The organism is Flavobacterium gyeonganense, from assembly GCF_029625295.1.
Classification (GTDB): Bacteria; Bacteroidota; Bacteroidia; order Flavobacteriales; family Flavobacteriaceae; genus Flavobacterium; species Flavobacterium gyeonganense.
The window spans coordinates 3,585,720-3,609,119 of the sequence record NZ_CP121112.1; the positions used below are offsets into that span (position 1 = coordinate 3,585,720).

The 23,400-nt window shown below is 37.2% G+C and carries 10 protein-coding genes, 4 tRNA genes, 3 rRNA genes and 2 pseudogenes; 16 read left to right on the top strand and 3 right to left on the bottom strand.

Annotation, left to right across the window (positions count from 1 at the left end; genetic code table 11):
* Positions 1–182: 182 nt before the first annotated feature.
* Positions 183–1,223 carry a ligand-binding sensor domain-containing protein gene (locus P5P89_RS15455; protein ID WP_278009146.1) on the bottom strand — a complete coding sequence of 347 codons (1,041 nt, stop codon included), beginning with the start codon at positions 1,221–1,223 and terminating at the stop codon, positions 183–185.
* A 369-nt stretch (positions 1,224–1,592) separates the two neighbouring features.
* On the opposite strand from P5P89_RS15455, the gene P5P89_RS15460 reads away from it, so the two are divergent.
* A complete protein-coding gene (locus P5P89_RS15460; protein WP_278009147.1) occupies positions 1,593–4,319 on the top strand; it encodes a pectinesterase family protein in 2,727 nt (908 codons plus the stop codon).
* 178 nt (positions 4,320–4,497) lie between these two features.
* The gene (locus P5P89_RS15465) at positions 4,498–6,459 is read left to right on the top strand and encodes a GDSL-type esterase/lipase family protein (RefSeq protein ID WP_278009148.1); all 1,962 of its coding nucleotides are present in this window, start codon (positions 4,498–4,500) and stop codon (positions 6,457–6,459) included.
* Between the two features lie 185 nt (positions 6,460–6,644).
* Here the strand turns inward: P5P89_RS15465 and P5P89_RS15470 are convergent, their stop codons facing one another.
* Positions 6,645–7,595, bottom strand: a complete 951-nt coding sequence (locus P5P89_RS15470; RefSeq protein ID WP_223680978.1) for a PhoH family protein — start codon at positions 7,593–7,595, stop codon at positions 6,645–6,647.
* A gap of 179 nt (positions 7,596–7,774) precedes the next feature.
* Between P5P89_RS15470 and P5P89_RS15475 the strand changes: the two genes are divergently transcribed.
* The 12 genes and pseudogenes from P5P89_RS15475 to P5P89_RS15530 all read left to right on the top strand — a co-directional run bounded on the left by P5P89_RS15475 (position 7,775) and on the right by P5P89_RS15530 (position 19,725).
* Positions 7,775–8,602: an SAM hydrolase/SAM-dependent halogenase family protein gene (locus tag P5P89_RS15475; protein ID WP_278009149.1), complete on the top strand. Its 828-nt coding sequence runs from the start codon at positions 7,775–7,777 to the stop codon at positions 8,600–8,602.
* Positions 8,603–8,794: 192 nt separating this feature from the next.
* A pseudogene (gldF, locus tag P5P89_RS15480) lies at positions 8,795–9,519 on the top strand (gliding motility-associated ABC transporter permease subunit GldF).
* Positions 9,519–11,203 (top strand): annotated as a pseudogene (gene gldG, locus P5P89_RS15485) (gliding motility-associated ABC transporter substrate-binding protein GldG). Before gldF ends, gldG begins: the two co-directional pseudogenes overlap by 1 nt.
* Positions 11,204–11,311: 108 nt before the next feature.
* Entirely contained in the window at positions 11,312–12,430 is a 1,119-nt protein-coding gene (gene dnaN / locus P5P89_RS15490) for a DNA polymerase III subunit beta (protein WP_223680970.1), read from the top strand.
* 333 nt (positions 12,431–12,763) lie between these two features.
* Positions 12,764–13,393 (top strand): DsbA family oxidoreductase, encoded by a 630-nt coding sequence (locus P5P89_RS15495; RefSeq protein WP_278009150.1) that lies wholly within the window; start codon positions 12,764–12,766, stop codon positions 13,391–13,393.
* Positions 13,394–14,327: 934 nt separating this feature from the next.
* Positions 14,328–15,843 (top strand): 16S ribosomal RNA (locus P5P89_RS15500).
* 128 nt (positions 15,844–15,971) lie between these two features.
* Positions 15,972–16,045, top strand: a tRNA-Ile gene (locus tag P5P89_RS15505).
* Between the two features lie 89 nt (positions 16,046–16,134).
* A tRNA-Ala gene (locus P5P89_RS15510) sits at positions 16,135–16,208 on the top strand.
* Positions 16,209–16,371: 163 nt separating this feature from the next.
* A 23S ribosomal RNA gene (locus tag P5P89_RS15515) occupies positions 16,372–19,252 on the top strand.
* 149 nt (positions 19,253–19,401) lie between these two features.
* Positions 19,402–19,511: ribosomal RNA gene (gene rrf, locus P5P89_RS15520) — 5S ribosomal RNA — on the top strand.
* Together the 16S, 23S and 5S rRNA genes with 4 tRNA genes alongside form the textbook arrangement of a ribosomal RNA operon.
* 49 nt (positions 19,512–19,560) lie before the next feature.
* A tRNA-Phe gene (locus P5P89_RS15525) sits at positions 19,561–19,633 on the top strand.
* Positions 19,634–19,639: 6 nt separating this feature from the next.
* Positions 19,640–19,725, top strand: a tRNA-Leu gene (locus P5P89_RS15530).
* Positions 19,726–20,084: 359 nt separating this feature from the next.
* Here P5P89_RS15530 and htpG read toward each other — a convergent pair.
* Positions 20,085–21,968 (bottom strand): molecular chaperone HtpG, encoded by a 1,884-nt coding sequence (gene htpG, locus P5P89_RS15535; protein ID WP_278009151.1) that lies wholly within the window; start codon positions 21,966–21,968, stop codon positions 20,085–20,087.
* Between the two features lie 201 nt (positions 21,969–22,169).
* On the opposite strand from htpG, the gene P5P89_RS15540 reads away from it, so the two are divergent.
* Together P5P89_RS15540 and P5P89_RS15545 are read left to right on the top strand one after the other, a co-directional pair.
* Positions 22,170–22,673: a lipocalin family protein gene (locus tag P5P89_RS15540; protein WP_278009152.1), complete on the top strand. Its 504-nt coding sequence runs from the start codon at positions 22,170–22,172 to the stop codon at positions 22,671–22,673.
* A gap of 21 nt (positions 22,674–22,694) precedes the next feature.
* Positions 22,695–23,390 (top strand): YiaD family glycine zipper/OmpA-like lipoprotein, encoded by a 696-nt coding sequence (locus tag P5P89_RS15545; RefSeq protein WP_278009153.1) that lies wholly within the window; start codon positions 22,695–22,697, stop codon positions 23,388–23,390.
* The last annotated feature ends 10 nt before the right edge of the window (positions 23,391–23,400 follow it).

The following is a 23,400-nucleotide window of genomic DNA, read 5'->3' on the forward strand; positions in this document are numbered from 1 at the left end:
GACAGGATCAAAATACAGAGTAGTGACGATATTTGAAAACTTTTGATTTTCATCTTCAGGATTGTTAAAAAAGTAATCCAGGTGATTGGTTTTTTCATTATAATATCCGAAACCGCCACCTTTTAATTTTATCCAGACTCTGTCGAAATTGTCCTCAAAAATCTCAAAACTATTTTTTAGATTTAAAAAAGAAGCATCTTTCTGCTGAGAAAAAAAGCAGTTTTACTTTCTTTCGGTTTTACCATAAAAACGCCGTGTTTGTCTGGTTCAATCCATAACAAACCTTTTTTATCCTCATATATTCGATGCAGTGGTGAGTCAGAAACTTTGAGATTAGATTCGATCTTTAATGTTACTGTATTAAATGTAATCAATTCTCCATCATCAGTAGTAATTATTAATAAGTTCTTGTTTTTGGACTTTATTATAGCGTTGATAGCTGTTTTTGCAATCGTTGTTTTTTTATACTTTTTTTGAATTTTATTATAATGAATTAAATCACCTTCGTCAGTTCCGAACCAGGCACTATTGCCTTTTATAAAACAGCATTTTACATTATTGTTTTTTAAGATAGTATTGCTTTTATATCCTTGTTTAGAATTTGAGATATTGTCTAACCCTTTTTCAGAACCTACCCAGACAGAATGATCAGAATCTTTAAAAATAAAATTTAGATTGTTGGAAGATAAAGGAGAATTGTTTTTTGAATTTTGTCCGAAATGAGTAATCTCAATTTGATTATTCGCTTTTTTTCGTGCTAAAAAAATACCGCTGCCAATAGTTGTCAGCCAGACATTGCCATTCTTATCAGTAATAATATTGTCGAATTCAATTTTGGTGGTTCCTAAAATAGCAGCAATAGAAAGAAATGATTCGGTTCTTTTGTCGAATCTGTAAATCTGATTGTCATATACTCTGAGCCAGATATAACCAAAAGCATCTTCTTTTATTATATCGATTCGGTTATTGCTCAGGCTGCTGTTGTCTCCGGCAATTGCTTTGTAGGTTACGAAATTTTTTCCGTCAAACCTGTTGATGCCATTCCATGTAGCAAACCACATAAAACCTTCCTTGTCTTTTATAATATCTCTGATGACATCATGAGAAAGCCCGTCCTCTGTGGCGTAATTTTCTATTTTACATTTTACTTGTGCAGATGTTTTGCTTAAGAAAATGACAGATAAAAGTGCAATTAAAAGTTTAACCGGTAAAAGGTTCTTCATTCGTAATTCTGGTTTTAGTTTGGTGTAGTAAAGTTTAGTTTGTATTTAAAAGAAAAACTATTGGATTGATTAGTCTTTTTCAATTTAATTACCGCATAAAAATAACTTTAAAAATAAAAATTGGCAATCAGAACCCCAGCAAACACAGCTAATGATAAAAAAGTGGAAGTAAATGACCAAAATTTGAAACCAATTATTCTTTTATTAAAATAGTTTTGATGCAAGGTATTAATTAATTAAAAAATTGGCATTAAAAATACAGTATTGATTTTTTATCAATGAATAAAATATATAATCTGTTATCAATGGTGGATTTTATTAATTAGTAAGGAACTTTACGAAACAACCAATAACTAACTATCTAACTTTATGAAAAAACTCGACTTTTTTGTCCTTCTGTTTATAGGACTTCTATTTTTTAATACAGGTACTGCGCAGAGCTTTAGCCCGGATATTGTAGTAGATATTAATGGATCCGGAAATTTTACTTCAATACAGGCTGCAATTGATGCCGCACCTGCCGGAACACCAACTATTATTTATGTAAAAAGAGGTTTGTACGACAAGGAAAAACTATTAGTTCCTGCCAATAAAACTAATTTAACCTTAATTGGAGAGAGCAGGACAGAAACGATCATCTCTTATGATATTTATAATTGTAATGATGGAGGTGATGGTCTGTGTCCTGATGCTAAAGTAGCACTTTGGTCTTCAAATACAAATTTAGTTGCAACGGCAGCAACACTTACTATTATGGCAAATGATTTCAGGGCAGAAAACATAACTATCCGAAATACCGCCGGACCAGTAGGACAGGCGCAGGCACTTACACTTCGTGCAGACCGAAATGTATTTGTCAATTGTGATATAGCGGCTTATCAGGATACTATTTACTTCTGGACAGCCGAAACTTCACGGGCTTATTTCAAATCCTGTATGATTCTGGGGCGTACCGACTATATCTATGGTCGTGGAGTTGGCGTTTTTAACGAATGTGAGATTAGAAGTTTCGGTGGGGCATGGATAACAGCGCCTTCAAGTGAAGAGTCTCAGACTTACGGTTTTGTATTTTATAAATGTAATTTAACATATCAGCCAAATAGTCCAAGATTAGGTGATGATGGTATGAAAATTAAATTCGGACGTCCATGGCATCAATATCCAAAAGTTACGTGGCTCTATTGTATAATGCCCGCAGAAATCGATCCTCTGGGCTGGGGAGATAAATGGAATATGGCTTATGCCGATACTGACTCAAGACTTAAATTGTATGAGTGGATGAATACTGGTCCGGGTGCTGATATGAGCGGAAGAGCAAACTGGGTAGGTATTCGACCTTTGGCAGATCAGACGGAAGCCAATTTATATGAGCCAAAAATTGTACTGGCAGGTACTGACAATTGGGATCCTACCGCTATATCTCCAACTGTAACCGTATACAATTGGGATGGTGGTGCTGCGAATACCGGATGGCTTGAAGCAGATAACTGGAATCCAAATACTGTACCGGTCGCATCAGAAGCTGCAAATGTTGACGGAAATTTTACAATAAGTGCTAATGGCGGAAATTTTGATGCGGATTTGAATTTATTGAACGGAGCAGCAATTGATGTTTCGGCCAACAGCTCTACAACCTTGCTTACACTTAACCAGGCATCGATTTCCACTACTACCAGTGTATCTTTATCAGGAAATATCAAGACTAAAGGAGATGTAACAATTAACAGTTCTGCTAACCTGAATCTGGTAGCTATAATAAGCGGTGTCCACCAGATAACTAAAATCGGTTCAGGAAAAGTTCAGTTCAATAGTAATAATTCAGGTTACACAGGAAATTTAGTTATTCAGGCAGGCGAACTTCAGGCTAAAACTGCCAATTCATTAGGGAAATCACCAAAAATAACCGTAAAAAAGAATGGAAAATTAACTGTTGATTTGAGCACTGCAGTTGATGTAAAAACAGCACTTTATACAGAAGGAACAGCTTCTGTTGTTCTGAATCAGGACATCACAATTAATGAATGGTATATTGATGGTATCTTACAGCCAGTTGGTATTTATACAGCTGCTACAAATGCATCCACAATTAGTGGAACAGGTAAAATAATTATCGGAAGACCAAGTGAATTTGGTTTCTTAGGCGGACTTTGGGATGATGTAACGAAATATTCTCCGGCTTTATTACCAAAAGCAGGTGAAAAAGTGAATGTGAACACTGGTATCACTATTGAAACCACACTCACCACATTTGAAGGTGATATGTATGTAAAAACAGGAGGAACAATCCGTCTAAGACAAACTAAGGATTCCAAATGTTTAGGCCCGGTAAGAATGGCTCAGGGATCTATCATAACATATGCAACAAGTGGTACAGGTTTCTATCTGAATGCTCCAATTGTTTTAGAGGGAGATGTTTCCCTAACTATGAGCAGTAATAATGTGGCAGGAAACACAATGGATTTACCGGGAACATTTTCAGGAAGCAGTAAAATTATTGTTCGCAACATAAGGGATTTTGCAAGTGCAGCAACGGTAAAATTAGGAGGAGATAACAGCAATTTTACAGGAATCTGGGATTTGACTTTTGCTGCTGCAAATGCAGGAGGTTCAGCTGCAATTAACGGAACTGTTGAAAATGCTTTCGGTAAAGGGATAATCAATCTGGCTTTCAATAACAAAGCTATTTTCAATCATGTAAAATGTGCCGGAGACGAATTAAATATGAATATAACCGGTTCTGCTTCAGCGGTAGTAAACGTTGACGTTTCAGTTAAGAAATTTACGCTAAACGGAACGCAGCTGGTAAACGGAACATACAATTCCATTACAAATCCGGGACTGCTTACTGGCACAGGATCAATTACAGTAAATTCGGGAAGTCTGGGTTTAGATGAAAATGTTTTTCTGGAGTATGGTATGTTGAAAGTAAACGGTGTTATTGAGGATCTTGACGTTTACAATCTTGCAGGACAACGCGTTTATCGTACAAAATCTGCCGTTACAGAAATAAATCTGAATAATCTGAAAAACGGAATCTACATTGTTCGTTATAAAATCAACGGAAAACAAGGAGCTGTCAAAGTTTATAAAAACTAAGATTACCCCGTTGGATGTAATTATTAAATCGTCAGTTCGAGTATTTTTTGTGTAGAGAAACGAAATAAAAAATGTATCGAGAACCTTTTTAATTTACCCAACGGTAAGATTATAATTTATCCAATTAAAAAATACCACAAAGTATATGTTTTCATATACATAAAAATAAAATCCAAAAATGAAATCAATATTATCAAAATTATTTGTTGTTGCCTTAGTTTTTTGCAGCATCATTTCAGTAAATGCACAAATTACGCTTCACACTATTGGTGATTCTACAATGGCAAATTATGACGAAAGTACTTCAGATATAAGAGGCTGGGGAATGATGTTTCAGCAGTTTTTTAATTCAGGAGTTACAGTTAATAATCGTGCAAAAAACGGCGCCAGCAGTAAAAGTTTTTATATGGAAGCACCATATTGGACAACCGTAAAGCAGCAGATAAAAGCCGGAGATTATGTCATTATTCAGTTTGCTCATAATGACGAGAAAAACGGAGGGCTTGACGGCGGTACAGATCCTGCCAATCCTATTAACGGAACAGATTATAGAGGTACAAATCCGCAAACAACTTATAAAGATTATCTTAGAAAGTATATTGATGAAACGCGTGCTTTGAATGCTACTCCTATCTTGGCCACGTCTATGTGTAGAAAATATTTTAGCGGAGGCACGATTACACGCAAAGGACTTCATGATTTAGGCCCGGACTTTAGCCTTCCGGCAACAGATCATACTTATGATTACGCTTATGCTATGAAAGAAGTTGCAACAGAAAAAGGCGTACAGCTTATCGATTTGACTACCTTAACCAAAACCTTAGTTGAATCTTATGGAGATGCTGCCAGTACTGCCCAGCTTTACGTTTCTGCAGATTCTACACATCCAACAGCGTTGTTAGGGACACTAACCGCAAGATTATGCGCTCAGGAAATGGTTAAACAAAATATTTTAGCATCTAATATCAATACATCAACAGATGTTTTAATCAATCCGACTAATTGTGATTTTGGAGATGCATATACCGGTCAGACGCTTACGAAAGAAGTAACTATTACAGGTTTTGACCTTTTACCAGCTACAGGAACATTTACTCTTTCTGTAGATAATGGTTTTTTAATTGCAGCAAACAAAACGGATACTTTTAGTTCTTCTATCAATATGAACTATTCTGGTGGAAATCTTGCTTTTACAAAGTTTTATATTTCAGCAACACAATCTGTCGGAGGTAATAAAACAGGTACACTTACAGTAACAAACGGAAGCGCAACAAAAACAGTTCCGCTAAAAGCTAATTTCATTACATTAACTGGAGGTACTGAAGTGAACCTTATCTTGGGATTAACTGCTAATGATACTTATGTTTTACAAGGACCAGCCATTGCTTTGGATCAGTCACATATAGGTATGTTAGTTCAGTCTTATGCAGCGCCTGCCAATTCTCAAACTGCAAGCACGACATGGCCGGCGGGAAGCGGTTATGACACAACAAGAAAAACTCAAAGGAATGAACCACCAGGAGGCAGTTGGCCTGCCGGAGAAATTGATGAGGTGTCAACACGTTATACTCAGTTCGGAATTTCTCCTGCTGCAGGAACAGAATTAAATGTTGATTTAATAAGCCTATATGTTGGTGCAGCAGGAGGAAACGGTATGAGATGCCGCATTTCGTATTCTACTGATGATTTTGTAACCACATCTGTTGTTGGAGAGTTGACGAGTATGACCTCAAACACGATGTATGCTGTTTCAAAAATTCCGGTACTTAAAATTCCTTATGGAAAAACATTAAAAGTCCGTGTTTATCCATGGTACAATACTGTTTCGACTACTACCGGAAAAAGAATTTGTCTTTCGGATGTAAGAATTCATGGAGTTGCTCTTCCTGCAACTAGCCTGGGGACTGATGATTTTTCAAAAAGCCAATTAAAATGGATGGTAAAAGATGGCTTTATGAAGATAGAAAATGCACCGGAAAACAGTAAGATCAAAATCTATGATTTAAACGGAAAACAAGTGCTTAAATCAACCAGCATAAGCAATGATTCAAATGTAGAATTGCCAAAAACAAAAGGAATTTATATTGGTAAAGTTGAATCTGTGGAGGGGGTAAAAACAATTAAGTTTTTAGTTCCTTAATCAAATGTAAGGTTCATAATACAATTGGTATTATTTGAGAAACCATCGGAATTTATCTTCTGATGGCTTCTCAATTTTTTTAAAATATTCGTTTTGCACCTTTTTTGAAAACGTACAAAACGAATATTAATAAATGTTAAAACACAATTCACGATTTACATTTAACATTTCACTAAAAAATAAATTTAATCGTGATTCTCTATTTGCTTATAAGCATCAATAACCTTTTTAACCAGTCTGTGACGTACAATGTCTTTATCATCCAGATAAATAATTCCGATTCCTTCAATATCCTTCAGCACCAAAATAGCTTCTTTCAGACCGGAAATAGTTCTTCTTGGCAAATCGACCTGTCCCGGGTCTCCCGTAATCATGAATTTTGCGTTTTTCCCCATACGGGTCAGAAACATTTTCATTTGTGAGTGAGTGGTGTTTTGTGCTTCATCCAGAATTACAAAAGCATTATCTAATGTACGTCCGCGCATAAATGCCAAAGGCGCAATCTGAATAATTCCTTTTAAAATGTAATCTTCGAGTTTTTCGTTTGGAAGCATATCACGCAAAGCATCATAAAGCGGCTGCATGTAAGGATCGAGTTTTTCCTTCATATCCCCGGGTAAAAAACCAAGGTTTTCGCCTGCTTCGACTGCCGGACGTGTAAGGATGATTCTTTTGACTTCTTTATCTTTCAGCATTTTTACAGCCATTGCAACACCCGTATACGTTTTTCCGGTTCCTGCAGGACCAATAGCAAACACCATATCATTTTTTTTGATTGTATCAACAAGTAATTGCTGATTAGGTGTCATGGCTTTTATAATTTTACCGCCAACTCCATGAACCAATATTTTGTCATGATCTAATGATTTTCTTTCATCCTGACCATCGCTCATAATCACACGTTCAATTACGTTATCGTCAATGTTGTTGTATCGGGTAAAATGAAGCATAAGCCTCTGAAATCTTTTTTCGAATTCATCTAAAACTTCTTTTTCGCCAAAAGCCTTTAAAGTGGTCCCTCGTGCTACGATTTTAAGCTTTGGGTAGTACTTTTTAATTATTTCCAAATGGCTGTCCTGAGCGCCCCAAAATTCTTTAGGGGCGATGTCTATTAGCTCAATTATTCTTTCGTTCAAATGAGGTAGTTTTTAATTAAAAATAAATTTGTTTGCAAATCTACTGTCGGGTATGTTTATATCTTTAAAGGCAAATTACATTTTCTTTCTTTCAATTTGCATTAAGTATTATTAGCTTTGCATTTCTCAAATTTAATGAAAATTAGATTTAAATACTACCAATAGTTATAAACAAAAATATGTCAATAATTACCCTTACTACCGATTATGGCTTGAAAGACCACTTTGTTGGTTCGTTGAAGGGTAAAATTCTTTCTGAAATTCCGGAAGCAAAAATCATAGACATTTCACACGATATTGATCCATTCAACACTGCTGAAGCAAGTTATATTATTGGTGCGTCCTATCTGAGTTTTCCTAAAGGAACTGTTCATTTAATTGGTGTTGATATTGAATTAAATAAAGAGAATCAGCATATCGCCATGCAGTGGAATGATCACTACTTTATTTGTGCTGACAACGGGATTTTAAGTATGCTTACGCAAAAGATTGTGCCGCAGAAAATTGTCGAAATTAATATCCATGATCGTTTTCCTGCCGATTATACTGACTTGGATGTTTTTATACAAGTAGCCTGTCATATTGCCAAAGGTGGGTTGTTAAATGTTATTGGAAAAGAAATCACAGAGATTAAAGAAATAAACGAATTGCAGGCAGTAGTTTCAAACGATGGCAATTCACTTAAAGGGTATGTTATTTACATTGACCATTTTGGAAACGTAGTGACTAATATTTCTAAAAGGCAATTTTTGGAGGTTGCCAAAGGACGTTCTTACGAAATTGTTATGAATCCTAAAAGTATCAAAACGATTTTACCCAATTATTCTGCCATTGCTACTTCGGATAAGTATCCGATAAAAACATACGAAGGCGAAAAACTGGCTATTTTTAATGAAGCCGGTTTCCTGGAAATAGCTATTTTTAGAAGCAATCCTTCAAAAGTTGGTTCAGCAAATAGTTTATTAGGACTGAATTACAGAGATGTGATTACAATACAGTTTTTCTAAGAATCTTAAAGTCTAAATGATAAATTAAAATTGGAATGTATTCGAATCCTGATAAACATTCGAAACATATTCATTGGAATTTTATTTTTTTTCTAAAAAAGAAGAATCAATTTTGGTACTTTTGCGCGCTTGTAATGCCTTTGGTTATAATGCCAAAGCAAATAACAAAATCAAACGATTAAACGTTTTTACATGAAATCAATCATTTTACGGGAAATAAAATCCTTTTTTGGTTCTCCAATAGGCTATTTGGTCATTGCTATTTTCTTAATCAGCAACGGGCTGTTTTTATGGGTTTTTGAAGGAGATTATAATATTCTAAATACGGGTTATGCAGATTTGACTCCATTTTTCAGTCTGGCACCCTGGATTCTAATTTTCCTTATTCCGGCAGTAACAATGAGAAGTTTTTCTGATGAAAAAAACAGGGAACACTGGAATTGCTGCTGACTAAACCATTATCAATTTGGGAAATTGTAAACGGAAAATTTTTAGGTGCTGCATTTTTGATTATCCTGGCAATAATCCCAACATTTATATATGTAAAAGTAATTTCAAATCTGGGCTTCCCTGAAGGAAACATCGATATGGGAAGTACAATTGGTTCTTACTTCGGGTTGTTATTTCTGATAGCAGCTTATTCAGCTATTGGAATTTTTACTTCAACACTTTCAGAAAATCAAATTGTGGCCTTTATCGTTTCTGTTTTTTTATGTTTTTTCTTTTATTACGGTTTTGACGGGCTGGCTTCTCTGATTCCTGGATTTTCTGGTTTTATTTCGGTTTTAGGAATGCAGGACCATTTTAAAAGTATGAGCAGGGGAGTAATTGATACCCGCGATGTAATTTACTTTTTAAGTATTACACTTCTGTTTTTGTCGTTTACAGTTTATCAATTAAAATCTTTTAAAGCCTAATGAAACCATCTGCTCAAATAAATATCAAGACGTTATGGATCACAATTTTTGTTTTAGTTGTCCTGAATATGTTAGGCTCTTTGTTTTTTTATCGATTTGATTTAACAAAGGACAAAAGATATACATTGTCTGAAACTTCCTTGCAAATTGTAAAACAGGTGAAAAATCCTTTATCTGTAAAGATTTATATGGAAGGTGATTTGCCAGCTGATTTCAGACGTTTGCAGCAAGAAACAAGACAGTTGTTAGAAGAGTTTCAAGCCTATAATTCTAATATTGTCTTTGAATTTGTAAATCCTTTAGAAAATAAAGATGAAAGCGAAGCGTTAACAAAATCACTTTTTCAAAAAGGTTTAATTCCGGTAAATATTACGGTTGATGACAAGGGAAAACAGTCTCAGGCAATGGTTTTTCCATGGGCAGTTGCAGTCTATAACAACCGGGAAATAAATATTCCCTTATTGAAGAATAGAATGGGGGCTTCTACTACGCAAAAAGTAATAGGTTCAATTCAGCATTTAGAATACTCAATAGCGGATGCGATCAATAAAATTACTAAAGACAAGCAAAAGAAAGTCGCGATCATTAAAGGGAATGGGGAAATGAATGAAATTCATATTGCCAAAATGTTGATGCAAATTCGTGAAAGTTATTACATAGGGCCTTTTACGCTTGACTCTGTGGGTAAAGATCCTAATGGAAGTTTAAACGCTTTAAAGAAATATGATTTAGCAATTATAGCAAAACCTACTGAAGCTTTTTCTGATGAGGAAAAACAGGTTTTAGATCAGTTTATCATGAATGGTGGAAAATCATTGTGGCTTATTGATCAGGTGGCTGCAGATATGGACAGCCTTTACAATCAGGCAGGGGCAACGCTGGCTTATCCAAGGGATTTGAATCTGAATGATATGTTCTTTAAATACGGATTCAGAATCAATCCTGATTTGGTAAAAGACGAACAGGGAAGTCCAATAAAATTAGCAACCGGAGAACAAGGAAGTGCAACACAATATCAGGATTTTATTTGGAAATTTGCCCCGCTTGTTTCGCCTGAAAGCAAACATCCGATTGTGAAAAATTTAGGCGGAATCAAATTTGACTTTGCCAGCCCAATAGATACATTGAAAAACGGAATTAAGAAAACTGTTTTATTGCAGTCATCACCTTATTCCAAAAAATAGGAACGCCGTTTGAAGTCAATTTAGGCATTGTTTCAGAGCAGACTTCTCCGAAGGATTATCTTAATAAAGGAAATGTACCAATGTCGGTTTTACTAGAAGGAAGTTTTCATTCGGTTTTTGAAAATCGTGTTTTGGCTTTCAAAGAAAATTCATTTTTAGCAAAAGGAAAACCTACTAAAATGATTGTTGTTTCTGATGGTGATTTGGCTAGAAATCAATTGGATAAAAACAGAATGCCAGTGGAATTGGGTTACGACCAGCGCTCAGGGAATTTATACGACAACAAAGATTTTGTAATGAACTGTATCAATTATTTGCTGGATGATACCGGACTTATTAACATTAGAAGTAAGGATTTAGATTTGCCTTTATTGGATAAAGAGAAAGTTTATGAAAATTATACCCAGACGCAATTCATAACTATCGGACTTCCAATCTTAGTTTTGTTGGTTTTCGGCCTTCTGTTTACCTATATCCGAAAAAGAAAATACAGCAAATAGATGTTAATAAAAAAATTGTAAAACTAAGATTGTTTACGATATATTTGTAATCCTTATTTTTAAAGTTTAAATAACCAATAAATAGGCTCAAAAATTAAAAACAAACAGATGAAATTTATAGTATCGAGTTCTTACTTATTAAAACAATTACAAGTTTTAGGTAGTGTAATTAACAGTAACAATACGTTGCCTATTTTGGACAACTTCTTATTTGAACTTAATAATGATGAGTTGACAGTTTCTGCTTCAGATCTTGAAACTACAATGTCAGCAACATTATCAATCGATTCTAAGAGTAAGGGAAGTGTAGCTGTTCCAGCAAAACTTTTACTTGAAATTTTAAAAACATTTCCTGAGCAGCCTTTAGCCTTTACAGTTGAAGATAATAACACAGTGGAAATTAGTTCTAATTCAGGAAAGTATGCATTAGCGTATGCTGCCGGAGAAGAATTTCCTAAATCAGTAAATCTTGATGACCCATCTGTGACTATTGTTCCAGCAGATGTATTGGCTACTGCGGTAAGTAAAACTATTTTCGCAGCTGGTAATGATGATTTACGCCCGGTAATGTCTGGAGTTTTCTTCCAGTTTTCACCTGAAGGATTAACTTTCGTTGCTACAGATGCTCATAAATTGGTGAAATATGCACGTACGGATGTAAAAGCATCTCAGGTTGCAGATTTTATTATGCCTAAAAAACCTTTGAATATTTTAAAAAGTATTCTTGGAAGTTCTGATGCAGAAGTAAAAATTGAATATAACGATTCAAATGCAACTTTCTCATTTGATAATTATATTTTGATGTGCCGTTTAATTGATGGGAAGTATCCAAATTACGAAGCGGTGATCCCAAAAGAAAATCCAAACAGATTAATGATTGACCGTTCTTTATTTTTGAGTTCTGTTAAGCGTGTCGCGATTTTCTCAAATAAAACTACGCATCAAATTCGTTTAAAAATCGCTGGAGCTGAATTAAATGTTTCTGCTGAAGATATTGATTATTCAAACAAAGCTGAGGAAAGATTAACTTGCGATTATCAGGGTGATGATCTTCAAATTGGTTTCAATTCACGTTTTTTAACAGAAATGCTGACTAACCTACAATCAGATATGATTATGTTAGAAATGTCATTGCCTAACAGAGCCGGAATCTTAACTCCGGTTGATGGTTTGGAAGAGGGAGAAACTGTTACAATGTTGGTAATGCCTGTAATGTTAAATAGTTAACATCAGAATAGCTTTTTGTTACAGGGGTATTTTTTAGTTTCAAATTAAAGATTTATCATTGTAAAAAAAAATATCGCTATTAACCAACCATTTTTTATACCTAGAAACCGCAATTCTTAATAAGAGTTGCGGTTTTTTATTTTGTTTTACGTTTCAAATTAGGTGTTAGGCTAATCGTAAAGTGCTAAGATTTAAATAAAGCTATGCGAACTTTGCGTTTTTAAATATAAGCTGAGAAAAAACTTGGATTGCTTTGTGGTCAAACTTTACACAAAGTATTCAACGTGAAACCTGAAACTTTAAACCTGAAACAAATTTTCCTAACTTTGCAATATGAAAATAGAAATTTGGTCGGATATCATGTGTCCGTTTTGTTATATAGGAAAAAGACAATTAGAAAAGGCTTTAGCGGAATTTCCAAATGAGGAGTTTGAAATTGAATGGAAAAGTTTTCAACTCGATCCGTCAATAACTCCTCAGAAGGACAAGGATATTTATACTTTTTTAGCTGAACGTAAAGGTATTTCAGTTGAGCAGTCAAAAGAATTGCATAAAGCGGTTGTTGAACGTGCAAAAAATGCTGGTTTAGATTATCATTTTGAGAAAGTAATTGTTTCGAATTCACTAACAGCTCATCGGATTATACATTTAGCAAAGACCAGGAAACTCGGTGATGAAATGGAAGAGGTTTTCTTTAAAGCATATTTCACTGAAGGAAAAGATTTAAATGATGCTTCGACTTTAATAGATTTAGGGATTCAGGCAGGTTTAGATAAAAATGAAGTTCGTAAAGTAATAGAAAATGAGAGTGTGTTTTTGAATAATCTGCAAAATGATATTGCTGAAGCACATCAAATTGGAGTACAGGGTGTGCCGTTTTTTGTTTTTGATAGAAAATATGCTGTCTCAGGAGCACAGCCTGTTGAAGCTTTTGTACAAACAATTAATGAAGGCAGGAAATAAGATCTTGAATATTTACTAAAAAACAATTCCGATAGTTACTTAATACTATCAGGATTGTTTTTTTTATACATATATATATAATGGTATAAGTTTAAGAGTTGGATTATTGATTCATATTAGTAGCTATTTCCCGCTATGCGCTTCAATCTTTTTCTTTTTAAAGAAAAAAGCAAAAGGATTTTCACTTCTATCGGGGCTAGGATATGGCTTTTCAGAAGAAAGAGAAGTTAAAACCAGGGGTCTTAGTAGTTTTTGGGATTAAAAGCGACATAAAAAGAAACTTTGAAACTTGAAATTTCTTCAGAAAAAGGGATGAAAAAGCTGTAAACTCTGTAAAATGGTTAAACCCAAAGCTGCTAAAAATACGAAAAGCGAGTTAGTGAAAGGAAAAAACTTACATTTTGTAAAAAAAGTTTAAATTGTAACCAAGCTGTTATGAGTTAGTTAAGAAAAAGTTTTAAAAAAGATGGAAAAAATATAAAGAAAAGGGTTGTAAATGTAAATAAAGGTGGTACTTTTGCACCCGCAACAACGAAGTCGTTCACTGAAATACTGACAGGTAATAAGAATTAAAAGAGAAGAAATTTTCAAAAAAAAGATTCAAAAAAGCTTGTGAGATTTGAAAATGCTTTTTACATTTGCACCCCGCAAAACAGGGAAAGTTCATTGAGAGATTGGGAGAAAAAAAATGGAAAACGGAGACGAAAAAAAAGTTTCAATTTTTTTTAAATTTTTCTTGCAGGAAACAAAAAGAAGTTTTAGTTTTGCACCCGCTTTGAGAGACAAGCGGAAAGACAAAGAAATTACGTTCGTAGACATATTGAATTGACAGCCGTTTTAACAGAGATGTTAGAACAAAAGAATAAGAGTAATGGAATCGAGAGATTCGAAAAAGAACCGATAGATATTCGTCGCAATATAATATTTACAATATACGATGAAGAGTTTGATCCTGGCTCAGGATGAACGCTAGCGGCAGGCTTAACACATGCAAGTCGAGGGGTATCCCGCTTTCGGGCGGGAGAGACCGGCGCACGGGTGCGTAACGCGTATGCAATCTACCTTTTACAGGGGGATAGCCCAGAGAAATTTGGATTAATACCCCATAGTATAGTGAGTTGGCATCAACACACTATTAAAGTCACAACGGTAAAAGATGAGCATGCGTCCCATTAGCTAGATGGTAAGGTAACGGCTTACCATGGCTACGATGGGTAGGGGTCCTGAGAGGGAGATCCCCCACACTGGTACTGAGACACGGACCAGACTCCTACGGGAGGCAGCAGTGAGGAATATTGGACAATGGGCGCAAGCCTGATCCAGCCATGCCGCGTGCAGGATGACGGTCCTATGGATTGTAAACTGCTTTTATACGAGAAGAAACACTGATTCGTGAATCAGCTTGACGGTATCGTAAGAATAAGGATCGGCTAACTCCGTGCCAGCAGCCGCGGTAATACGGAGGATCCAAGCGTTATCCGGAATCATTGGGTTTAAAGGGTCCGTAGGCGGTTTAGTAAGTCAGTGGTGAAAGCCCATCGCTCAACGGTGGAACGGCCATTGATACTGCTGAACTTGAATTATTAGGAAGTAACTAGAATATGTAGTGTAGCGGTGAAATGCTTAGAGATTACATGGAATACCAATTGCGAAGGCAGGTTACTACTAATGGATTGACGCTGATGGACGAAAGCGTGGGTAGCGAACAGGATTAGATACCCTGGTAGTCCACGCCGTAAACGATGGATACTAGCTGTTGGGGGCAACTTCAGTGGCTAAGCGAAAGTGATAAGTATCCCACCTGGGGAGTACGAACGCAAGTTTGAAACTCAAAGGAATTGACGGGGGCCCGCACAAGCGGTGGAGCATGTGGTTTAATTCGATGATACGCGAGGAACCTTACCAAGGCTTAAATGCAGACTGACCGATTTGGAAACAGATCTTTCGCAAGACAGTTTACAAGGTGCTGCATGGTTGTCGTCAGCTCGTGCCGTGAGGTGTCAGGTTAAGTCCTATAACGAGCGCAACCCCTGTTGTTAGTTGCCAGCGAGTAGTGTCGGGAACTCTAACAAGACTGCCAGTGCAAACTGTGAGGAAGGTGGGGATGACGTCAAATCATCACGGCCCTTACGCCTTGGGCTACACACGTGCTACAATGGCCGGTACAGAGAGCAGCCACTGGGCGACCAGGAGCGAATCTATAAAGCCGGTCACAGTTCGGATCGGAGTCTGCAACTCGACTCCGTGAAGCTGGAATCGCTAGTAATCGGATATCAGCCATGATCCGGTGAATACGTTCCCGGGCCTTGTACACACCGCCCGTCAAGCCATGGAAGCTGGGGGTGCCTGAAGTCGGTGACCGCAAGGAGCTGCCTAGGGTAAAACTGGTAACTAGGGCTAAGTCGTAACAAGGTAGCCGTACCGGAAGGTGCGGCTGGAACACCTCCTTTCTAGAGCCTCATATGTTAGTGGAGACACACGTTGGGGATAAAAGATGATTATTTTGAAAGTTCTGAATCGTAAGGTTCAATTACTCTTGCTGTTAATTTAAAAAATAATGAAAATTAAGTAAAAACAGAGTCTCGTAGCTCAGCTGGTTAGAGTACTACACTGATAATGTAGGGGTCGGCAGTTCGAGTCTGCCCGGGACTACTATTTTAACTTAAAAAAGGAAATTTTAGAGGTTGAGTAACCGTTTTAAGTACTGTTAACTAAAAACTGTTAACTGACAACTAAAAAATGGGGGATTAGCTCAGCTGGCTAGAGCGCCTGCCTTGCACGCAGGAGGTCAACGGTTCGACTCCGTTATTCTCCACGAAATAATTGACAATTATCAATTGATAATTATTAATTGTTAAAGTTCATTGACATATTGAGATAAGAAAAATTTAAAAAGTAGAAAGCGTTTTTTGTTTTCTGTAGTAATACAAAAAAACAAAAGACAAAAAAAACGGTCATTCTTAAGTGAATGATTGGTACAATAAGCAAAATAAGGGCGTATGGGGGATGCCTAGGCTCTCAGAGGCGATGAAGGGCGTGATAAGCTGCGAAAAGCTGCGGGTATGGGCACACACCATTTGATCCGCAGATACCCGAATGGGGCAACCCACTATGTTGAAGACATAGTACACCGATAGGTGGGCAAACCCGCTGAACTGAAACATCTAAGTAGGCGGAGGAGAAGAAAACAAAAGTGATTCCGTAAGTAGTGGCGAGCGAACGCGGATTAGCCCAAACCAATTTTGTTACGGCATGATTGGGGTTGTAGGACCACGATATTTTATGTACACGGAACCGGAAGTTACTGGAAAGTGACGCCATAGAGGGTGATAGCCCCGTATGGGTAACAAGTATAATAGATAGTGGTATCCTGAGTAGGGCGGGGCACGTGAAACCCTGTCTGAATTTGGCGGGACCATCCGCTAAGGCTAAATACTCCTGAGAGACCGATAGTGAACCAGTACCGTGAGGGAAAGGTGAAAAGAACCGTGAATAACGGAGTGAAATAGATCCTGAAACCATACGCTTACAAGCGGTCGGAGCCCTTTTGTGGGGTGACGGCGTGCCTTTTGCATAATGAGCCTACGAGTTAACGTTGCTGGCAAGGTTAAGTGGTTAAGCCACGGATCCGTAGCGAAAGCGAGTCTGAATAGGGCGCTTTAGTCAGTAGTGTTAGACGCGAAACCGTGTGATCTACCCATGGGCAGGTTGAAGCTGTGGTAACACACAGTGGAGGACCGAACCGGTTGACGTTGAAAAGTCTTCGGATGACCTGTGGGTAGGGGTGAAAGGCCAATCAAACTCGGAAATAGCTCGTACTCCCCGAAATGCATTTAGGTGCAGCGCTGATAATAGTTATATAGAGGTAGAGCTACTGATTGGATGCGGGGGCTTCACCGCCTACCAATTCCTGACAAACTCCGAATGCTATATAATGTTTTACAGCAGTGAGGGCTTGGGTGCTAAGGTCCAAGTCCGAGAGGGAAAGAACCCAGACCATCAGCTAAGGTCCCCAAATATATGCTAAGTTGAAAGAACGAGGTTTGTCTGCCCAGACAGCTAGGATGTTGGCTTGGAAGCAGCCATTCATTTAAAGAGTGCGTAACAGCTCACTAGTCGAGCGGACGAGCATGGATAATAATCGGGCATAAGCATATTACCGAAGCTATGGATTTGCAGTTTACTGCAAGTGGTAGGGGAGCATTCCAGCAGGGTTGAAGGTGTATCGTAAGGTATGCTGGACTGGCTGGAAAAGAAAATGTAGGCATAAGTAACGATAATGCGGGCGAGAAACCCGCACACCGAAAAACTAAGGTTTCCACAGCTATGCTAATCAGCTGTGGGTTAGTCTGGTCCTAAGGCGAACCCGAAAGGGACAGTCGATGGCCAACGGGTTAATATTCCCGTACTACTAATTACTGTGATGGGGTGACGGAGTGATGAAAGCGCCGCGAACTGACGGAATAGTTCGTTAAAGTACCTAGCTATATTTCCTATAGGCAAATCCGTAGGGAATGGTGAAATACGATAGTACTCGGAGTCTTCGGACAAAGAGATAGTGCGCCTAAGGGCTTCCAAGAAAAACCTCTAAACTTCAGGTAATTAGTACCAGTACCGTAAACCGACACAGGTAGTTGAGGAGAGAATCCTAAGGTGCTCGAGAGATTCATGGCTAAGGAATTAGGCAAAATAGACCCGTAACTTCGGGAGAAGGGTCGCCCCGAGCAATCGGGGCCGCAGTGAAGAGGTCCAGGCGACTGTTTATCAAAAACACAGGGCTCTGCAAAATCGTAAGATGAAGTATAGGGCCTGACACCTGCCCGGTGCTGGAAGGTTAAGAGGAGATGTTATCTTCGGAGAAGCATTGAATTGAAGCCCCAGTAAACGGCGGCCGTAACTATAACGGTCCTAAGGTAGCGAAATTCCTTGTCGGGTAAGTTCCGACCTGCACGAATGGTGTAACGATCTGGACACTGTCTCAGCCATGAGCTCGGTGAAATTGTAGTAACGGTGAAGATGCCGTTTACCCGCAGTGGGACGAAAAGACCCTGTGCACCTTTACTATAGCTTAGTATTGACCTTGGATAAATGATGTGTAGGATAGGTTGGAGACTATGAAGTGGCGTCGCCAGGCGTTGTGGAGTCATTGTTGAAATACAACCCTTTGTTTATCTGAGGCCTAACCCCGTATTGCGGGGGACAGTGCTTGGTGGGTAGTTTGACTGGGGTGGTCGCCTCCAAAAGAGTAACGGAGGCTTCTAAAGGTTCCCTCAGTACGCTTGGTAACCGTGCGTAGAGTGCAATGGCATAAGGGAGCTTGACTGAGAGACATACAGGTCGATCAGGTACGAAAGTAGAGCATAGTGATCCGGTGGTTCCGCATGGAAGGGCCATCGCTCAAAGGATAAAAGGTACGCCGGGGATAACAGGCTGATCTCCCCCAAGAGCTCATATCGACGGGGGGTTTGGCACCTCGATGTCGGCTCGTCACATCCTGGGGCTGGAGAAGGTCCCAAGGGTTGGGCTGTTCGCCCATTAAAGTGGCACGCGAGCTGGGTTCAGAACGTCGTGAGACAGTTCGGTCTCTATCTACTGTGGGCGTTAGAAATTTGAGTGGATCTGATTCTAGTACGAGAGGACCGAATTGGACTAACCTCTAGTGTATCTGTTGTCCCGCCAGGGGCACCGCAGAGTAGCTACGTTGGGAAGGGATAAGCGCTGAAAGCATATAAGCGCGAAACCCACCACAAGATGAGATTTCTTTTAAGGATCGTGGAAGATGACCACGTTGATAGGCTATAGATGTAAAGGCAGTAATGTCATAGTCGAGTAGTACTAATAATCCGTAAGCTTATGTACACCCTTTTCCCGAGCCGCAAGGCTCGGGGAGAAACTTTCTAATACAAAAATACTTTTCTTTATCTCAGTATGTTAAGATATTGTTTTTAATTATCAGTTGTTAATTATCAATTGTCAATTAAAAAAGTTGCCAAAGCAACAAACGACCTTAAGGTGGTTATTGCGGCGGGGCTCACCTCTTCCCATTCCGAACAGAGAAGTTAAGCCCGCCTGCGCAGATGGTACTGCAGTTTTGTGGGAGAGTATGTCGTCGCCTTTCTTTTGAAAACCCTATTCTGAATAAGAATAGGGTTTTTTGTTTAAAATGAGGTACCTTAGCTCAGATGGTAGAGCAATGGACTGAAAATCCATGTGTCCCTGGTTCGATCCCTGGAGGTACCACAAAATGCTCGGATGGTGAAATTGGTAGACACGCTGGACTTAAAATCCAGTGGACAGCAATGTCCGTGCGGGTTCAAGTCCCGCTCTGAGTACAAAACCAAAAAAGCGCAATTACTATAATTAAGTAATTGCGCTTTTTTATTGGAGGAGATAACTGTTTTAAATATCAAAGTCTCTTGGTTATCCAGATCACGCGTTAGGGATGAAAGCGGCATTCTTTTGCTTTTTCAATTTAAAAGCAAAAGGTAAAACGTGCAGACCGTAGGGAAAAGTCATGAAAATATAGATACTAAAAAGTTCAAATCAAATAGTAATGTCTAAATAATCTTAGATATTATTAAAAAAGCTTTTGTATAGGCCGATATTAAAAATTTATAATACACATTTTTTAAAATAAAAAAACCTGCAAATGTAAGTTTGCAGGTTTATAATTATTATGATTTAAATATGTTTATTTAATTAAATCAAAACTTCTTTTTACAAAAGCTGTAAGTTCTTCTCCTTTTAATAAGTTTTGAGATAATTTGGCAAGATCTAAAGCTTGTTTGACCAAATTTTCCTGAGTTAATTTATCTTCAGTATTTAAAATGTTCGAAGCTAAATCAGAGTTAGTGTTTACCACTAAATTGTACATTTCCGGCATGTTACCCATTCCAAACATTCCGCCACCACCAGACTGGCTCATTTCTTTCATTCTGCGCATAAATTCTGGCTGTGTGATAATAAATGGTGCTGCCTGGCTGTCCATCGCTTCTAATTGAACAGAGTATGCTTTTGGAATGTAAGCTTCTAATGAAGTTTTCAAAGTTTCTTTTTCTTCATCAGATAATTTAGAAATTTTGTTTTCGTCTTTTTTGATTAGGTTATCAATGTGATCAGAATCTACACGAACGAAAGTTAAACCTCTGTTGTCACCTTCTATTTTTTGAATTAAGTGTGAAATAATCGGAGAATCTAAAAGTAATACTTCATATCCCTTTTCTTTTGCTGTTTGAATATAAGAGTGCTGAGCATCTTTATTTCCTGCATATAGAACTACCAGTTTCCCGTCTTTATCTGTTTGATTTTCTTTTATCTTTTCTTTTAATTCTTCAAGAGTAAAATAGGTGTCATCTACAGTTGGGTACAATACAAATGCACCAGCCTTTTCATAGAATTTATCCTCAGATAGCATTCCATACTCTAAAACAATTTTGATATCGTTCCATTTTTGCTCAAAATCAGATCGGTTTTCATTAAATAATGCTTTTAATTTATCGGCAACTTTACGAGTAATATAATTTGAAATTTTCTTTACTGCACCATCAGCTTGTAATCCTGAGCGAGAGACATTCAATGGAATATCCGGAGAATCGATAACTCCTTTTAACATAGTTAAAAATTCAGGTACAATTCCTTCAATATTGTCGGTAACGTAAACCTGATTTTGGTACAATTGAATTTTATCTTTCTGAATTTGCATATCAGAACCTAATTTAGGAAAGTATAAAATCCCTGTTAAGTTAAATGGATAATCTACATTTAAGTGAATGTTAAATAATGGTTCTTCAAATTGCATTGGATATAATTCTCTGTAGAAGTTTTTGTAATCTTCATCAGATAATTCAGAAGGTTGTTTTGTCCAGGCAGGATTTGGATTATTAATGATGTTGTCAGTTTCAACTGTTTCATTAACGTAATCTTCAGGGGCATCTTCTGGTTTTGGAAGTGTTTCTGTTCTTGTTCCAAATTTAATCGGAATAGGCATGAACTTGTTGTATTTATTCAATAAACCACTGATTTTTGAATCTTCTAAGAATTCTAAAGAATCTTCTGCAATATGCAAAATAATTTCAGTACCACGTGTAGTTTTGTCAGCTGGTTCTAAAGTAAATTCGGGGCTTCCGTCACAAGTCCAGTGTGCAGCTGGTTCATCTTTATACGATTTTGTAATGATTTCAACTTTTTCAGCCACCATAAAAGCAGAGTAGAAGCCAAGACCAAAATGTCCGATGATTCCGGAATCTTTCGCAGAGTCTTTATATTTATCTAAAAATTCCTCAGCACCAGAGAAAGCTACCTGATTGATGTATTTTTCAACTTCATCAGCAGTCATTCCTAAACCTTGATCAATAATGTGGATTTTTTTACCTTCTTTGTCCACTTTAACTTCAATAATTGGATTTCCGTACTCTACTTTTGCTTCCCCAATGCTAATCAGGTGTTTTAATTTTAAAGTAGCATCTGTACCATTCGATACCAGCTCACGTAAAAAGATTTCGTGATCGCTATATAAGAACTTTTTGATTAAGGGAAAGATGTTTTCTACAGAAACATTAATTTTACCTGTTGTCATATTTTTTAATTTTTTAGTTTAATTAGATGATTTTCACTTATTCAAATTAAATACCAATTTTTGTATAGTGACAAAATGTCGCATGTGTTAATTTTGAAAGAAAATAATCGGATTTTGGAACTGAATATATTTTCATGAATTGTATCTTTGTGATACAATAATTGTTAAATGTGTAAGTAATAACTTAAATAATTCTACAAAATGAAGAAATTTATTTTCATTTGCATGATGTCCACGATCTTATTTGCGTGTAAATCAGCTTCATCAACTAATGCTTCTACAGAAGCAACAGAACTTTCAAAGAAACTTGACAGACCAACTCAAGTTGCTATCAAAGGAAATTGGGTACTTACAAATGTTTCTTATGCCGGATCTGATTACATTAAAGTAAATTCTTTTGATCTTGCAGATTCTAAATGTTTTATTGGTAGTACCTGGAATTTTATTTCGAACAATAATAAAGGTACAATGACATTGAATTCTCCGAGTTGTACAGCATTTACTTCTCCAATTGTCTGGAGTATTAATAATCAGGGATTTTTTGTGTTGAAAATTGTTGATCCGGGAACAAAATCAAAAAATGTAAGAACAGGATATTTGCTAAAAGTGGCAGGATTAACTGATAATTCATTTCAGTTGATCGATACAATTAATGTTGGTGGACAATCTAAAGATGTCACTTACCAATTTCAAAGAGCTAATTAATTTTAAAGAAGAATAAAAAAGATGAAAAAGATAACAGTTTTAGGATTGAGCAGCTTACTTATATTAGTTAGTTTATTTGCAAGCTGCGATTCAGTTAAAAATGCTAATAATACTCAAAAGGGAGCCGGAATTGGTGCCGTTGCAGGAGGTGTAATTGGAGCTGTATTAGGAAATAATTTAGGTAAAGGAGGAAACGCTGCTCTGGGAGCTGCAATTGGAGCTGCTGTTGGTGGAGGTACGGGAGCACTTATTGGAAATAAAATGGACAAGCAGGCTCGTGAAATTGATCAGGCTTTGCCAGGTGCTGATGTAGAACGTGTAGGTGAAGGTATTCACTTAACTCTTAACGAAAATGCTGTTCGCTTTGATACCAATAAATCAACTTTGACTTCACAGGCAAAAGCAAACTTAGATAAATTAGTTCCGGTATTTAATGAGTACGGAGATACTGATATTCAAATTTTTGGATATACGGACAATACTGGTAAACCAGAATATAATTTAACTCTTTCAGGACAAAGAGCTGCATCTGTAAAAGCTTATTTAGTTTCAAAAGGATTACAATCAAGCCGTTTTAAAACATCAGGTTTAGGAATTGCTGATCCAATTGCATCTAATGAAACTGTTGAAGGAAGATCTCAAAACCGTCGTGTTGAGTTTGCAATTACTGCAAATGATAAAATGGTCAATGAAGCTAAAGCGCAGGCTGGAAAATAATTAAATTACA